We start from the raw sequence: 15,454 nt of genomic DNA, 5'->3' as shown, positions 1-15,454 counted from the left end.
ATGAGAAGAAGTCTAGGAAGCGAGGCACGATGACATTGGCCGGATTGGCTTGCCAATTTGCCTGTTCCTGCAAACTGCGTGGCTTTGCGATGACGGGCCCAAAAGGTCACTTGTCTATTTCTCGCGGATGCTTGCACTCGGCGCTTGCGAAGACCCACGATGCGCCCAAATCAGTGCGCAGAGTTCTAAGCTGGCGCCATGTCCAGCAACACCGCAACTTCCATGCGCCAGGAACGCCAAGATTCGGTCCTGCAGGTCATGTTGCGCAGGGCGGAACTTGCAGCGTGCATCAAGCGGCACGCACCTCGTGAAGGCGTCTTCTTCACGAAAGTCCCTCGCCTGACGCTGATACGCGTGCACCGAGTCGACCACCCGGTTCACGCTGTCCATGAACCTGCTGTGTGCATGCTCGCTCAGGGCAGCAAGCGGCTCCTGCTCGGCGGCGAGGCCTACGTCTACGACCCGAACACGTACCTCGTCGTGTCTCAGCATTTGCCGGTCTCCGGTCAAGTCATCGACGCGACACCCGAGTTGCCGTATCTCGCCATCCGGTTGGAATACGACACCAAGGAACTGGCCTCGCTGATGCTTGGCATGGGCATGAAGAGCCAGACCCTCAAGCAAGGCGCCTCTCGCGGCATCGTGACCGCCGACGTCACCCCCTCGCTGCTCGACGCCATGGTGCGACTGGTGAGGCTACTGGATACGCCGGAGGACATTAAGCCGTTGGCTCCGCTGACCATTCGCGAAATCTTGTATCGGCTGCTCAGAGGCCCTTGTGGCCACCAACTCGCACAGCTGGCGCTGACGGACAGCGCGAGCCATCGCGTAGCCAGGGCGATCGATTGGCTCCGCGAGAACTACCACGGACCGCTGGAACTGGACAGGATGGCCGAGATGGCCCATCTAAGTGTTTCCGCGCTTCGCACCCATTTCAAGGCAGCCACCGCGATGAGCCCGCTGCAGTATCAGAAGAACCTGAGACTGCAAGAAGCCCGACGCATGCTCATCGCCGAGCGACTGGACGCGGCAAGTGCAGGTCATCGCGTCGGCTACGAGAGCGCTTCTCAATTCAGCCGCGAATACGCCCGCATGTTCGGCGCACCACCAGCCAGGGACGTCAGGCGCTTTCGGGAACACCAAGGCCTCCCTACCCCTTTTGGATGAGAGCGCGTCGTCCTGCTAATGTCGCCAGGCCGGCTTGCCGAGTTTGGCTTGCCCATTCCAGTCGTCGCCCATCCCTGAAAGTCTCCTACACAGCAACGTTCAGCCATGGCTACTCAAGACATCGCTTCAACCGCTGCGGCGCCTCGATTCGCCGCCGTGCCGAACCTCCCGCCGCCCGACGCGGGCCGCATTCGCGAGCTCGCCGGGTTGGTCGAGCGACATGCCCCTCAAGAAGGAATCTGCCCGACATCCATTCCGAGACTGTCGGCCATCAAGCTGTCCGCTCCCAGCGAGGAACTGGTCCACGCATTGCACCAGCCCGCTGTCTGCATCATCGCCCAGGGTGGCAAGCGCGTCATGTTGCGCGATGAGGTCTACACCTACGATGCATCCAGATTCCTGGTGTTCTCCACGGACCTGCCCATCAGCGCCCAGGTCACCCACGCAACGTTCAATGCGCCGTACCTGTGCTTCCGTCTGGACCTGGACCCAGCAGAAGTATCAGAGCTGGTACTGCAACTCGGCCCTCCGGCGGTTCCCCGAGCCAAAACCTCGCGGGGTCTGTTCCTGAGCAAGGTCACGGACGGCATGTTGGACGCAGCCATACGCCTCATGCGGCTGCTCGACTCGCCGGAAGATGCTGCCATGCTGGCGCCGCTGGCGGCCCGTGAACTGGTGTACCGACTGCTGCGCAGCGAACAGGGCGAACGACTGGCCCAAGTGGCAAGAACCGACAGCCACGCCAGCCGGGTGTTGCGCGCCGTTTCCTGGCTCAAATCCAACTTCGCCGAACCGCTGAAGGTAGATGAACTGGCGCGTGATTGCTGCATGAGCACATCGTCGCTGCACCACCATTTTCGTGCAGTGACGTCGATGAGCCCACTTCAGTACCAGAAGCAGCTTCGTTTGCAGGAAGCAAGGCGTCTGCTCCTGAGCGAAGGGATTGAAGTCTCGCGCGCAGGCTACACGGTTGGCTACGAGAGCGCCTCCCAATTCAGTCGTGAGTACAGCCGGCTATTTGGCGTTCCTCCATCCAAGGACGTCTCTCGCCTGCGCGATGCAGGTGGCCAATGAACTCGCACAGGGACAAGGAGCAATTCATGTCATCGGACACAACAAGAGACGCTGGCCTGAAAATTCTCAAGACAATCGAGGCAACAGATACGCCAAGCATCATCGCCTCGCTGCGCGACGTGGCGCCGGACCTCGCCGACTTGGCCATCTCGTTTGCATATGGGCAGGTTTACGCGAGGCCTGGCCTGACGCTCCTGCAGCGCCAGATGGCAACGGTCGCCATGCTCGCAGCCGTGGGCGGCCTTGAACCGCAGCTCAAGTTCCACCTGCGGGGCGCTCTGAACGTCGGGGCTTCGGCGGCGCAGTTGGTGGAGGTCATGACCCATCTCGTGGTCTACGCCGGCTTTCCCGCTGCGCTGAACGGCGTGGCTGCGCTCCGCGACATCCTCCAGCCGGCTTAACTGCCAACTGTTCCCGATGCTTCCAAGGCGCCGAGTGACACGCGCTACCAAGCCGGCCTGGCAGCGTTGGGAGCGATTGACGGCTCAGCGGGAGAGAAAGTCATCGCGTCTCTTGCCGCGATTGCGCCCGACCTAGGACGATTCATCATCGAGTTCGCCTTCGGCGACATCTACACGCGTCAGGCCCTGGACCTGCACACACGTGAGCTGGTAACGGTTGCAGCGTTGGCGGCGATGGGCAACGCCAGGCCCCAGCTGAAAGTGCACACCCACGGTTTTCTTAACGTCGGGGGCAGCAGAGAGGAGCTTGTGGAACTGGTCATCCACACCGCCCCGTACGCCGGCTTTCCGCGAGCCATCAACGCAGCACTGGCCGTCCAAGAGGTGCTGGCGGAGCGAAAGGGCGGGGTTCACTGAATCGCGGCGAGGAGCAAGCGCGTTTCCCTTTCACGCCGCTCCCTGTATAGAGGCACCTGCAGGACGATGCCATTCCGTTGCGCATGGCGCGGGCAGCGCGCCTGGGATATTTCCGAGCCACGGCCAATTGGCGCCGACATGGAAATGCCTGACGCGGCGCCCGTGCCCCGCCGCGCAAACTGACCGAAAACTGAAGTGCGAGGAACCATGGACTTCGAACTTGGCACCGCCGAGGCACTCGACGAACGTGTTCCCGGCGAACTGATTGCGACCAGCAAGGGAACGCCATGGCGTGACCTCCTTGTCCAGATGTACACCCGCAGGCCTGTTCAGGACAGTCTCCTGATACCGGCTGTTCCGGAGCCACTCATCGTGTGGGTCGTGTCGGGAACCGCGCTGGTAGAGGAGCGACCACTGCAGGGCGAATGGATGGCCAATGAGGTCAGGGAGGGCGACTTCTTCCTTCAAACGTCTCCCCGCCCGTGCGAGCTGCGCTGGCGAACGCTCACCCATGAGCCGTTCCGGGTGATGCACGTCTACCTCGGTCTGCCACTCGTTCGCCGGGCCGTCATCGACGTCCTCGGGCCAGAGGCTGGGACCGTGCAGCTACGCGAAATCTCCGGCGGCAGCGATGCCATCATCAGCAATCAATTGCGCATGCTTCGCGACGAGCTTGTTGACAGGCGCACGCCCAGCACGATGCTGGTCCAGGGCCTGGCGAGCAGCCTGGCTGTTCACCTGGTTCGCTCTTATGCGAGCGAGGCGCAGGTTCCGGCGACACCGCATGGGGGCCTCCCGGCATTCAAGATGCACCGCGTTCTTCACGCAATGCAGGAGCGTCTTGACCAAGAGCTTGACCTGAGCCGTCTGGCGCGTGAGGTTCAGCTGAGCGACTCGCACTTCTCTCGCGCCTTCAAAAAGAGCACTGGCTTCTCACCGTCGCAGTACCTCACCCGATTGCGCATGGAACGCGCACGTCGTCTCTTGAGAGAAACGGACATGCCAATCGTGGAAGTGGGCTTGGAGGTGGGGTACGCCAGTCCAAGCCATTTTGCGCAGGTGTTTCGCAAGGAGGTTGGCGTGCTTCCAAGCGACTATCGAAGCGTTCGCTGAGCCCCCCCCGAGAGCCGGCAGCAAAACTTCGATATCGAGAGCAAAACCACGAGCGACCAAGCAAACATCCATCGGCACCATGGGAACCGTGGCAGCTACGGAAGACAAGCGATTCGTAGCCACCGCGACCTCCAACCCAACTGCCGAAAGGAACTGTCATGACACTCAATGGAAAAGTCGCTCTGGTCACCGGTGCTTCGAGTGGCATCGGCGCTGCAACGGCTCTGAAGCTGGCTGCCGCTGGCGCCAAGGTCGGCCTGGCCGCCCGTCGCCTGGACCGGCTGAACAAGCTGGTCGACCAAATCAAGACCGCCGGCGGCGAAGCCATCGCCATCCAGATGGACGTGGTGGACCGTGGGTCCGTTGAAGCAGGCGTCAACAAGCTGGTCGAGACCTATGGCGGTCTGGACATCGTCTTCAACAACGCTGGCCTGATGCCCATCTCCGACGTCGAGACACTGAAGGTCGACGAGTGGCACCGCATGGTCGACGTCAACGTCAAGGGTCTGATGAACAGCACCGCGGCGACACTGCCGCAGCTCATCAAGCGCGGCTCTGGTCACTTCGTGAACACGTCGTCCATCGCCGGCCGCAAGGTGTTCCCGGGTCTGGCTGTGTACTGTGCGACGAAGCACGCCGTGTCTGCCTTCACCGAGGCATTGCGCCTGGAAGTTGGCAAGAAGCACAACATCCGCGTCACCAGCATCCAGCCCGGCGCCGTGGACACCGAGCTGTTCAATCACATCACTGACAAGGGCTACCGCGACCAGATGGAGGGCCTGCGCGAGCAGATGTCTTTCCTGAGCAGCGACAACATCGCCGATACGGTGCTGTTCGCCCTGCAGGCTCCGGCGCACGTCGACGTGGCCGAGCTGTTCGTGCTGCCTACCGACCAACCCTGGTAATCGCAGGAAGCTGGCATCGGAAACACGACCGGCAAGGACTCGATAAGTTCGAGCATTTTGGACTCACGGCCCAGAGTGCCGACGATGTCGATGCACCACTCATCGGGGAGGCATATGCCAACTTCGAGTGCAAGCTGCACGACGGCAGCAAGGTCGGAAGCTTCAACCTCTTCATCTGGGAGATTGTGAAAGCTCACGTCGCTGCCAACCCAGCCCACCCCGAGACCGTTCATCACTTTTGGCCGAAGCCACGGTGCGCCAGCCCGGGCTGGCGTTGTATCGCTGGCTTGAGCGCAGCTGTCCTTCTGGCGGTCAGCTTTTCCTTCAGTGGTGCCCCGGCCATCGGCCAGTCTGTCAGGCAGCTGCCAGCTGCAGCGTGGCTGGCCGATGTGCCGTCTGTCGATTAGCCGAAGAGCTTGACGGCAGTCTTGGCCACCTGCTCGCCCTGGTGACGCGCGCCTGCCAAGTCGATCTCCGTGGGCTGACGGGAGCCGTCGCCGGCAGCCACCGTCGAAGCACCGTATGGTGAGCCGCCAACGATTTCGCTCACGGTCATCTGCCCGGCGTGGCTGTAGGGCAAGCCAACGATGACCATGCCAAAGTGCAAGAGGTTCGTGATGACCGAGAACAGCGTTTGTTCTTGCCCACCGTGCTGAGTGGCTGTCGAGGTGAACGCACCACCCACCTTGCCGTTCAGCGCGCCGCGGGCCCACAGGCCACCGGTTTGGTCAAGGAACGCAGCCATCTGCGAAGCCATGCGGCCGTAGCGAGTTGGCGTTCCAACGATGATGGCGTCGTACTGCTCCAGCTCAGCCACCGTTGCCACAGCAGCGGCTTGCTTCAGCTTGAAGTGCGCGCCCTTTGCGATTTGCTCAGGGACCGTTTCGGGAACACGCTTGACGTCCACGACGGAAGCTCCGCCAGCGCGGGCCCCTTCGGCGACCGCTTGGGCCAGTTGTTCAACGTGTCCATAGGACGAGTAGTAAAGAACCAGAACCTTGGCCATGCGGCACTCCTGAAAAAATTGCGGCGAGATGCCGCGTTGTGAAAAGTCTTCATTGCGGGAGGAGTCAGGCGGCCACCGACGGAGCCCCTGCCAATTGACGGCCCCGAGTCACTCTGTTCGCCCACGAGAACACGTCTGACACCAGGGACGGGTCACCGTCCGGCTGAGCGTCCAGCAAGTCGGCGCCCAACTTGAGGATGCCGCGCTTGCCCGCCATGGCGACAGCCTGCGTCCGGTTGCTGGCACCAAGCTTCGAGAAGATCGACCTTGCATGCGTCTTCACCGTGCCGTCTGAAATGCCCAATACCCTGGCAATGGCCTTGTTTGACATGCCTCTAGCGAGCAGTTCCAGCAGCGTGGCCTCTCGGCAAGTCAAACCTGGGGCTCCAACGTGCTCCGCCATCACAGACGCCACTGGCGGAGTGATATGGCGACGCCCCGCACCAACACGCAGTACCGCCTGTTGGAGTTCGTCACAAGCAACCGAAAGAAGCAGCAGCCCGCGGGCGCCTTTTCGAATCAGGGCTCGCGCTGCCTGGTCCCCAAAAGAGGAAGCCACAACGATGATTGCAGGCCCCTCCCGGCATGGCAGGAGTTGCTCGAGGAGCTCCAAAGCGAGGTCCTGGCTCGTCAGCAAGACGCGGGCAGACAAGAGCTCCTCAGGCACCGGTGTGCCCTGGCCCACACCAGGGCCCCTGAGGTCAAGACCTTGGTGCCCGCTGACCATGGCAGCAAGACCCTGGCGAATCACTTCGGACTCGTGAAGCACGCCAACACTGAGGCGACCTGGAGAATGCAACATATCCCGACTCCTCTGTGAGCGCAGTTCGTCATACCGACTGGGGGAGTGTCGGAGTTGATTCATCGGCAGCCAAGAGCGCCATCGGGTCGCTATCGGACAACCCAAATGGGGGGTGTGGTCGCCTGCAGCCCAGGCAGACGCAACTGCAGGCCTTGCCTTGCTCGGCCTTCAATCAGGGCGCAGGTCGAAGGGCCGAGAGGCTAAGCCGTTGATTTGCACGCCAAACGTCCGCGAACTTGAAGTTGGTCGCGCTCAGCCCGCCTCGCTCATGCGCCAACGGCTCACCCACCGCGCCAGCGCCGAGAACCCCAGATCCGCCACGATGGCCAGCAGGCCGACCAGCATCGCGCCCTGGATCACATACGCCGTGTTGTAGCCGCTCAGGCCGACGATGATCGGCGAGCCCAGGCTTTTGGCGCCGACGGTGGAGGCGATGGCGGCGGTACCGATGTTGATGATGACCGAGGTGCGGATGCCGGCGAGCATGACCGGGAGCGCGAGCGGGAGTTCGACCTGACGCAGCCGCTGCCAGCTGCTCATGCCCAGGCCCTCGGCGGCTTCATGGGCGCTGGCGGGCACGGCTTCGATGCCGGCGATGGTGTTGCGCACGATGGGCAGCAGGCCGTAGAGGGTCAGCGCGATCAGCGCGGGTGCCTCGCCGAAGCCGATCAGCGGGGCGGCCACGGCCAGCACCGCGACCGGCGGGAAGGTCTGGCCCATCGCGACCACGGTCTCGACCAATGGGCGAAATTCGCGCCCGGCCTGGCGGGTGACGAACAGGCCGGCGGACACGCCCAGCAGCACCGCGATGCCGCTGGACAGGCCGACGACCTGCAGGTGCGCCCAGACCAGCTGGGCGAACGTGTCCTGCTCGTACAGCGGCCGGTCCAGCGCGGGGAAGGCGGCAGCGAACAGCGGCTTGAGCAGCGGCATGCCCCAGGTCAGCGCGAGCAGTGCGGCCAGCGCCCAGGGCAAGGGTTGGCGCAACAGGCGGACCATTGTGCTCAGACGGCGCTGTGCAGCAGGTCGGCGAAATGCAGCGTGCCGAGCGGACGGCCTTGTGCGTCCACCACCGGCAGCCGCTCGACACTCCGGGCGACGAAAACCGACAGGGCGTCGCGCAGGCTCAAGGTGGCCGCGATCGGCTCGCCCTCGGCGAGCTCGTTGGGTCGCACACGAGCGGCCACGGTTTCCAGGCCCAGCAGCTTGATGCCGATCTCGCCGCGGCCGAGGAAGTCGCGCACGAAATCGTTGGCGGGGCGGCGCAGCAGTTCGGTTGGCGTGCCGGCCTGCACGATGCGGCCCTGGTCCAGCAGCACGATGCGCGTGGCCAGGCCCAGCGCTTCGTCGATGTCGTGCGTCACCAGCACGATGGTCTTGCCGGAGGCGCGGTGGATGCGCGCCATTTCCTGCTGCAGTGCGCCGCGGGTGATCGGGTCCAGCGCGCCAAACGGCTCGTCCATCAGCAGCACTTCCGGGTCTGCCGCCAGCGCGCGAGCCACGCCCACGCGCTGCTGCTGGCCGCCGGAGAGTTGGTGCGGGTAGCGCCCCTGGTACTGATCGGGCGGCAGGCCCAGCAGGCCCAGCAGTTCGGCCACCCGCTGGGCGATGCGCGCCGCCGGCCACTTCAACAACTGCGGCACGGTGGCGATGTTCTGCGCCACGGTCCAGTGCGGGAACAGCCCGGTGGACTGGATCGCATAGCCCATGCGGCGGCGGATGTCCTCGGGCTTGAAGCTGCGGATCTCCTGGCCCTGGAACAGGATGCGGCCGGCATCGTGTTCGATCAACCGGTTGATCATCTTCAGCGTGGTCGACTTGCCCGAACCCGAGCCGCCGATCAGCACCGTGAACTCACCGCGTTCAATGCTCAGCGACAGGTCGCGCACTGCCGCCGCGTCGCCAAAGGACTTGCTGACCCCGAGGAACTCGATCATGGCTGGTGCCTTTGTGCCCATTGGGTCAACACCGCGAACAGCGCGTCCACCGCAACAGCCATTGCCACCACCGGCAGTACGCCCAGCAGCACCAGGTCCAGCGCGCTGCTGAGCAGGCCCTGGAACATGATGGCGCCCAGCCCGCCGGCGCCGATCAGCGCGGCGACCACGGCCAGGCCGATGGCCTGCACCGTCGTCAGCCGCAAGCCCGAGAGCAGCAGCGGCAGCGCCAGCGGCACCTGCACGCGCCAGAACACCTGGCGCGGCGTAAGCCCCATGCCGGTCGCTGCTTCGACCACCGCTGCCGGCACCTCGCGCAGCCCCGTCAAGGTGCTTTGCACGATGGGCAGCAGCGAATAAAGCGTCAGCGCAATGACCGCCGGCGCCAGGCCGATGCCGCCGATGCCCAGCGCTGGCAGCGCCAAAGCCAGCGCGGCCAGCGGCGCCATCAGCAGGCCGAACAGCGCGATGGACGGCACCGTCTGGATCACGTTCAACAGCGCAAACAGCGGTGCGCCAAAACGCGGATGCCGATGCGCCGCCACGCCCAGCGGCACGCCGAGCAGCAAGGTGGGCAACAAGGTGACGCCGACGATCTGCGCATGCCGCCACAGCGCTGCGTCGAACACGTCCTGCCGGTTGTCGTATTCCTTGAACAGCGACAGCGCAGCCAACTCGCCCGATGCCGCCAACACGACCACTGGCGCCAGCACCGCAGCCAGCGCCAACGTGCGGCCCAGTGGGGCGAGCTTCAGCCGCTGCACCGCATCCGCCGCGGCCAGCCAGCACAGCACCGTCAACACCCAGAAGCCGCCGCCAAACGAGGTGCGCCCGGCGCTGTTGCCGGCCGCTTCCGCGGCGTCGGCCATTTGCGTCGCATGTGCGCCGGCCAGCCAGACCAGCACGGCCAACAGCGTCGCGGCAGCGGCCGTCACCAGGCCCTGCGTGGCCACCGAAGGCTGCCAAAAGACGGCCAGCGCCAGCAACGCAAAAGGCCCCCCGACCAGCGCCCAGTTCGCGCCATGCAACAGCGTGCGCAACGGCACGCCCACGCCCGACACCAGCCGGTTCGGTGCCTGCGTCACGAACGCCAAAGAGAGTGCCGCAACCAGACCCGCCAGCACCAACACCAGCAGCACCCGATTGGCCGGGCGCAGGGCCACGCTCACTTGATGAAGCCCTTGGCCTTCAGGTAGGTGGCGGCTACCTTCTTCGCGTCCTGGCCGTCGAGCGCGATCTTGGCGTTCAGCGCCTGCAGCGTGGCACTGTCCAGCGACTGGAAGACCGGAGCCAGCAGCTGGGCGATCTGCGGCTGGCGGGCCAGCACTTCGGCGCGGATGACAGGCGCCGGCGCATAGATTGGCTGCGCCGACTTCGTGTCTTCGAGGATCTGCAGGCCCAGCGCAGCAACCGGCCCGTCGGTGCCATAGGCCATTGCAGCGTTGACGCCCGAGGTCTGCTCGGCGGCGGCCTTGATGGTGACGGTGGTGTCGCCGCCGGCCAGCGTCAGGATCTGGTCCTGCGAGAGCTTGAAGCCGTAGGTGCCCTGGAAGGCCGGCAGCGCATCGGGCCGCTCGACGAACTCGGCCGATGCGGCCAGCTTGACTTTGCCGCCGCCGGCCACCCACTTGCCGAAGTCCTCCAGCGACTTCAGCTTGTTCGCCGCGGCCACATCCTTGCGGATGGCGATCGCCCAGGTGTTGTTGGCCGGCGCCGGCGTGAGCCAGACCAGCTTGTTCTTCTGCTGGTCCAGCGCCTTGACCTGCTCGTAGCCAGCCTTGGCGTTTTTCCAGGCCGGGTTCTTTTCGTCGGAAAAGAAGAAGGCGCCGTTGCCGGTGTACTCGGGGTAGATGTCGACCTCGCCAGCCACCAGCGCGCCACGCACGATCTTGGTCGCCCCCAGCTGCAGCTTGTTCTGGGTCTTGATGCCACCTGCTTCCAGCACCTGCAGGATCAGGCTGCCAAGCAGAGAACCTTCGGTGTCGATCTTCGAGGCCACGCGCACCGGCACGCTGGCCTGGGCCAGTGCACCGCCGGCGGCGAGCAGGCAGGCGGCAGCGGTCGCGGCCAGCAGCGCACGGCGGTGGTCATGGAACAAGGTCATGCTGGGCTCTCCTGATTGAAGCCGACCGAGCATGCATCGCCCGGCCGGAATTACGCATGGCACGACCCTAGCATGGCATCGCGCAGTTTTTACCGAGGCGCCGTCCTACAACCTGGTGCTGCGACGGACGACGCAGCCGCGCTGGCGCCCCGGTGAGACTGGCTGCATGCTTGCCTCGAACTCGGCTCCGTTCGGCCCGCGTGGTTTTTGCGTGCTGACGATCAACATCCACAAGGGTTTCAGCAGCCTGAACCGCCGCTTCGTGCTGCCCGCGCTGCGCGACGCGATGCGCGCGGTGGGGGCCGACGTGGTGCTGTTACAAGAGGTGCATGGCCGGCATGCCGGCCACGGCGCCCGCGTGGCCGACTGGCCCAGCGCGCCGCACTATGAATTCCTGGCCGACACCGTGTGGCACCAGCATGCCTATGGCCGCAACGCGGTCTACACCGAGGGCGACCACGGCAACGCGGTGCTGTCCAAGTTCCCCATCGTGCGCTGGCACAACCATGACATGCCGCACGAAGGCGCAACGCAGGCGCCCGAGGCGCGTGGCCTGCTGCACTGCGTGCTGGACTTGCCCGGCCAGACGCAGGTGCACGTGATCTGCGTGCACCTGGGCTTGCGCGAGCGCGAGCGCCAGCAGCAGATCCAGCGCCTGGGCCAGGTCATGTCGCAGCAGGTACCCGAAGGCGCACCGCTGATCGTGGCCGGCGACTTCAACGACTGGCGCGGCCTGGCGCATGCGCCGCTGATGAAGCTGGGCCTGCGCGAGGTGCATGCCAACGTGCCCGGCGGCATGCCACGCACCTTCCCTGCCCGCCTGCCGCTGCTGCGGCTGGACCGCATCTACGTGCGCGGCATGCGCAGGCAGGCGCCGCTGCGGCTGCCGCGCCGGCCCTGGGCCCACCTTTCCGACCATGCGCCCTTGGCGGCGCACATCGAGCCATGAACACCTCCGACCACATCCATGGGGGCCAAGAAGTCGACGGGCCGCCCCCAAGGCTTCTTGACCCCGTTGGGGGATCGGTCGACACACTCGCCGGACGAGGGGCTGCCATGCACCGCCTGGACTGGACCGACGGCAACCAGATCCGCCTGCTGGAAAACGGCGAAGCGTATTACCCGGCCGTCTTCGAGGCGATTGCCCAGGCGCAACAGGAGGTGCGGCTGGAGACCTTCATCCTGTTCGAGGACAAGGTGGGCCTGCAGTTGCGAGAAGCCTTGGTCGCTGCGGCCAACCGCGGTGTGAAAGTGAACCTGCTGATCGACGGCTGGGGCTCGCCGGACCTGTCGCCCAACTACGTCGACTCGCTGGTCACGGCTGGCGTGCAGCTGCACTTCTTCAAGCCCGTCAAACGCTTGCTGGGCCAGCGCCTGAACCTGTTCCGGCGCATGCACCGCAAGATCGTCGTCGTCGACGGCCGCATTGGCTTCATTGGCGGCATCAACTTTTCGCTGGACCACCTGGCCGAATTCGGCCAGCAGGCCAAGCAGGACTATGCGGTGGAGATCCGTGGGCCGCTGGTCGAGAAGCTGCGCGAGCTGACGCGCGCCAGCCTGAAGCCGCCTGCGGTGGCGCAGCGCTGGCAGCGCCTGCTGCGCCGCGTGGGCCAGGCGGCAGAGCCGGCCGAGCAAGCCGGCGCGAAGGCGGCGGTGGTGGTGCGCGACAACCATCACCACCGCACTGACATCGAACGCCAGTACCGTCTGGCCATCCGCCAGGCCCGCCACCGAATCGTGATCGCCAACGCCTACTTCTTCCCCGGCTACCGCCTGCTGCGCGAGTTGCGCCGTGCCGCGCAGCGTGGCGTGGACGTACGGCTGATCCTGCAGGGCAAGCCGGACATGCCCATCGTCAAGACGGCCGCCTCGCTGCTGCACGGGCACCTGCAACGCGCCGGCGTGCGCATCTTCGAATACTGCGAGCGGCCACTGCACGGCAAGGTGGCCGTGGTGGACGACGAATGGGCCACCGTCGGCTCCAGCAACCTGGACCCGACCAGCCTGGCGCTGAACCTGGAGGCCAATGTGGTCGTGATGGACCGCGACTTCAATGCCACGCTCAGCGAGCGGCTCACCCACCTGATGGCAGAAGCCTGCCACGAGGTGCCACAGGTGCAACTCTCTGCCTGGGGTTCCGCCTGGGCGCAGCTGCGCGGCGCGGTGGTGTTCTTCGCACTGCGGCGCTTTCCGGGCTGGCTGCGCAACGTGCCGGCCGCCGTGCCGGCGATCCAGCCGGCGCGGCCCAGTGCGTCTTGCAGCAGCGGCGACTGTGGTGACGGGGCCATGGCCCGGGCGCAGGTTTCGCCATGACCGTGGCTGCGCCGATGCCGGCACGCCCAGCGACGCCGCTTGTTGTGCCCTGGTACCAGGCGCGCTGGTTGCGCCAGGCCCTGGTGGTGCTGTTCCTTGTCGGGGTGGCGGTGTTGCTGGTGCATGCAGGGCGCAAAGTGCCTTGGGCCGAGGTTGGCAAGGCCTTGCAGGAGACACCGGCGTGGCAGCTGGCGGCGGCGCTGTTGTTCTCCGTTCTCAGCTATTTGGCCTATGCCGGATTCGACATCCTGGGTCAGCAGGTCACAGGCCACAAGGTCAGCCGCCTGGCGGTGTTGCGCGTCGCGGCCGTCAGCTTTGCGATCAACCAGAACCTGGGCTACATGGTCGGTGGGCTGGGACTGAGGTTGAATCAATACACCGCGCTGGGCCTGCGACCAGCCGTGATTGCCGCCGTGGCCGGCACCAGCGCGCTGACCAACTGGCTGAGCCACTTCGCACTGTTCGGCGCCTTGCTGGTGTTCGGCACGCAAGCGCTGCCGCGCCTGTGGGGCGTGGCGTCGGGGGTCTGGCAGATCGCGGGCGGCGTGGCGCTGGCCCTTGTGGTTGCTTATGTGTGGGCCTGCGTGGCATTCAAGCGCCGGCAGTGGCGCTGGCGTTCGCTGGAACTGGACCTGCCAAACGGCCGCATGGCGCTGCTGCAGCTGGCACTGGGCGCGCTGCACTGGGGCTTCACGGCAGCCATCGTCTGGGTCGCCCTGCCAGCGGGGGCCAACTTCACGGCCGTGGCCACCGCACTGCTGCTGGCCGCGGTGGCCGGCGCGCTGGCGCACGTGCCGGCGGGCGTTGGCGTGCTGGAAGCGGTGTTCGTCGCGTTACTGAGCGACCAATGGCCGGTGCAGCAAATCATTGCCGCGGTGATGGTCTACCGTGCGGTCTACCAGTGGCTGCCGGGCGCGCTGGCCGCGCTGGTGCTGCTGGTGGTGCAGCGGCGCGGCAGGGCGGCGGGCCGGCTGGCCGCGGCACCGAAAGCCTGACGGCCGACGCGCGGCGGAGTTTCACGGGTGGTTCAAGTTGGGGGAAGCCACGCCACATGGTGGTCAACCCGGGCCGAAAGCCTGCTCTTGCTGGGACATAATCGCCGCGCCGTCTTTACCACCCCACAAAGGCACCTGAATGGCTGTACCCAAGCCCGGCGCTCGCGCCACCACTGCCAAAAAGTCAGTGGCCGAAAAGAAATCCAAGCCTGCCGCAGCGAAGCAAGCCGCCGCAGCTGCCCCCAAGCCCAGTCCCAAGGCCGCGGCCCGGCCTGCGCCGAAGCGAGTCGCCAAGCCTGTGCCCAAGGCGCTGGTGAAAGCGGCGGCAAAGCCCGCCGCCAAGCCACGCACCACTGGCTTGCCGACGACCCAGGCCGAAGGCCGGGCCAGCACGTCGCTGGTCAAGCGGGCGGTCGACGCACTGCGCCAGCGCATCCTGGCCGTCACCGGTCCGGACGATGCGTTCCTTGGCTCGGAAGAGCAGTTGATCGCCACCTTGGGCGTCAGCCGGCCGACCTTTCGGCAGGCCGCACGCCTGCTGGAGCACGAGGCGCTGCTGAAGATCAAGCGCGGCATTGGGGGCGGCTTTTTCGCCCAGCCACCATCGGTGCAGGCCGTGTCCCGCATGGCGGCAATCTTCCTGAGCTCGCAAGGTGCCACGCTGCAGCAGATTGCCAATGCCACCGCGCCGGTGATCGAAGAAGCCGCCGGCGCGCTGGCTGGCACGTCCGACGCTTCGGTGCGCCGACGCCTGGCTGAGCATGTGAAGCAACATGCAGGCTTCGAGGCTTCACCCGACGAGGGCCACCGCGTGCAAGCGGTGCTGGCCTTCGACGCGCTGGTCGGCCAACTGAGCGGCAACCCCGCGCTGGCGCTGATGCTGAACCTGCTGCACGGCCTGGTGCGCGACCCGGAGCACGGCCTGTTCCGCGTCACGCCGGCCCGGGCCCGGGCGCATGCCGAATACCAGCAGCAACTGGCAGCGGCAGTGCAGAAGCGCGACGTGGCCACCGCCCGGCAACTGGCCCGCCAGCACAGCGCCTCGCTGAGCAGCGGCCTGCCCAAGGGCACGCTCGCAGCGGCCTGAGGCATCTGCAATGCCCCCGGGGCAGACCGGGCGGCACCCGGCTCGCTACAATCGGCGACTCGCCGGCTGCAGCGAAGCCCCCGTGGGTGGCGCGCTGCGCGCGGCACCGCACGGCCCGAGGCTTGCAGCGCTC

The 15,454-nt window shown here is 65.8% G+C and carries 17 protein-coding genes; 11 read left to right on the top strand and 6 right to left on the bottom strand.

What is annotated here, in order from left to right; translation table 11 throughout:
* Positions 1-198 precede the first annotated feature (198 nt).
* The 7 genes from LRH25_RS04155 (at position 199) to LRH25_RS33260 (ending at position 5,484) form a co-directional block, all read left to right on the top strand.
* On the top strand, positions 199-1,167 hold the full coding sequence (locus LRH25_RS04155) for an AraC family transcriptional regulator (protein ID WP_231010218.1): 969 nt from the start codon (positions 199-201) through the stop codon (positions 1,165-1,167).
* A 105-nt stretch (positions 1,168-1,272) separates the two neighbouring features.
* Positions 1,273-2,241 carry an AraC family transcriptional regulator gene (locus LRH25_RS04150; protein ID WP_141284582.1) on the top strand — a complete coding sequence of 323 codons (969 nt, stop codon included), beginning with the start codon at positions 1,273-1,275 and terminating at the stop codon, positions 2,239-2,241.
* Positions 2,242-2,267: 26 nt separating this feature from the next.
* Entirely contained in the window at positions 2,268-2,642 is a 375-nt protein-coding gene (locus LRH25_RS04145; RefSeq protein ID WP_141284584.1) for a carboxymuconolactone decarboxylase family protein, read from the top strand.
* Positions 2,643-2,708: 66 nt separating this feature from the next.
* A complete protein-coding gene (locus tag LRH25_RS04140) occupies positions 2,709-3,059 on the top strand; it encodes a carboxymuconolactone decarboxylase family protein (RefSeq protein WP_231010217.1) in 351 nt (116 codons plus the stop codon).
* 207 nt (positions 3,060-3,266) lie between these two features.
* A complete protein-coding gene (locus tag LRH25_RS04135; RefSeq protein ID WP_141284588.1) occupies positions 3,267-4,172 on the top strand; it encodes a helix-turn-helix domain-containing protein in 906 nt (301 codons plus the stop codon).
* A gap of 158 nt (positions 4,173-4,330) precedes the next feature.
* Positions 4,331-5,077, top strand: a complete 747-nt coding sequence (locus LRH25_RS04130; RefSeq protein ID WP_141284590.1) for an SDR family oxidoreductase — start codon at positions 4,331-4,333, stop codon at positions 5,075-5,077.
* Positions 5,071-5,484 carry a flavin reductase family protein gene (locus tag LRH25_RS33260; RefSeq protein WP_141284618.1) on the top strand — a complete coding sequence of 138 codons (414 nt, stop codon included), beginning with the start codon at positions 5,071-5,073 and terminating at the stop codon, positions 5,482-5,484. The genes LRH25_RS04130 and LRH25_RS33260 overlap by 7 nt, the downstream gene beginning before the upstream one ends.
* Here the strand turns inward: LRH25_RS33260 and wrbA are convergent.
* The 6 genes from wrbA to osmF all read right to left on the bottom strand — a co-directional run bounded on the left by wrbA (position 5,481) and on the right by osmF (position 10,926).
* Entirely contained in the window at positions 5,481-6,083 is a 603-nt protein-coding gene (wrbA, locus tag LRH25_RS04125) for an NAD(P)H:quinone oxidoreductase (protein WP_141284592.1), read from the bottom strand. The two genes, LRH25_RS33260 and wrbA, sit on opposite strands and share 4 nt — an antisense overlap.
* A gap of 64 nt (positions 6,084-6,147) precedes the next feature.
* A complete protein-coding gene (locus LRH25_RS04120) occupies positions 6,148-6,486 on the bottom strand; it encodes a response regulator transcription factor (RefSeq protein WP_259372420.1) in 339 nt (112 codons plus the stop codon).
* 651 nt (positions 6,487-7,137) lie between these two features.
* Positions 7,138-7,884 carry an ABC transporter permease gene (locus tag LRH25_RS04115; RefSeq protein ID WP_141284596.1) on the bottom strand — a complete coding sequence of 249 codons (747 nt, stop codon included), beginning with the start codon at positions 7,882-7,884 and terminating at the stop codon, positions 7,138-7,140.
* Positions 7,885-7,889: 5 nt separating this feature from the next.
* Positions 7,890-8,822, bottom strand: a complete 933-nt coding sequence (locus tag LRH25_RS04110; RefSeq protein ID WP_141284598.1) for an ABC transporter ATP-binding protein — start codon at positions 8,820-8,822, stop codon at positions 7,890-7,892.
* Entirely contained in the window at positions 8,819-9,991 is a 1,173-nt protein-coding gene (locus LRH25_RS04105) for an ABC transporter permease (RefSeq protein ID WP_231010215.1), read from the bottom strand. The genes LRH25_RS04110 and LRH25_RS04105 overlap by 4 nt, the downstream gene beginning before the upstream one ends.
* Positions 9,988-10,926: a glycine betaine ABC transporter substrate-binding protein OsmF gene (osmF, locus tag LRH25_RS04100; protein ID WP_141284600.1), complete on the bottom strand. Its 939-nt coding sequence runs from the start codon at positions 10,924-10,926 to the stop codon at positions 9,988-9,990. Before osmF ends, LRH25_RS04105 begins: the two co-directional genes overlap by 4 nt.
* A 166-nt stretch (positions 10,927-11,092) precedes the next feature.
* On the opposite strand from osmF, the gene LRH25_RS04095 reads away from it, so the two are divergent.
* The 4 genes from LRH25_RS04095 (at position 11,093) to LRH25_RS04080 (ending at position 15,321) form a co-directional block, all read left to right on the top strand.
* Positions 11,093-11,875 carry an endonuclease/exonuclease/phosphatase family protein gene (locus tag LRH25_RS04095; protein WP_141284602.1) on the top strand — a complete coding sequence of 261 codons (783 nt, stop codon included), beginning with the start codon at positions 11,093-11,095 and terminating at the stop codon, positions 11,873-11,875.
* 107 nt (positions 11,876-11,982) lie between these two features.
* On the top strand, positions 11,983-13,239 hold the full coding sequence (clsB, locus tag LRH25_RS04090; protein WP_231010214.1) for a cardiolipin synthase ClsB: 1,257 nt from the start codon (positions 11,983-11,985) through the stop codon (positions 13,237-13,239).
* Positions 13,236-14,234 carry a lysylphosphatidylglycerol synthase transmembrane domain-containing protein gene (locus tag LRH25_RS04085; protein ID WP_231010213.1) on the top strand — a complete coding sequence of 333 codons (999 nt, stop codon included), beginning with the start codon at positions 13,236-13,238 and terminating at the stop codon, positions 14,232-14,234. Before clsB ends, LRH25_RS04085 begins: the two co-directional genes overlap by 4 nt.
* A 139-nt stretch (positions 14,235-14,373) precedes the next feature.
* Complete coding sequence (locus LRH25_RS04080) at positions 14,374-15,321, top strand: FadR/GntR family transcriptional regulator (protein WP_231010212.1); 948 nt, start codon at positions 14,374-14,376, stop codon at positions 15,319-15,321.
* Positions 15,322-15,454: the final 133 nt, after the last annotated feature.

Source organism: Ideonella azotifigens, assembly GCF_021043325.1.
GTDB lineage: Bacteria > Pseudomonadota > Gammaproteobacteria > Burkholderiales > Burkholderiaceae_C > Ideonella > Ideonella azotifigens.
Note: the sequence above shows the minus strand (reverse complement) of the source record. Positions and strands in the feature narration are given on the sequence as shown.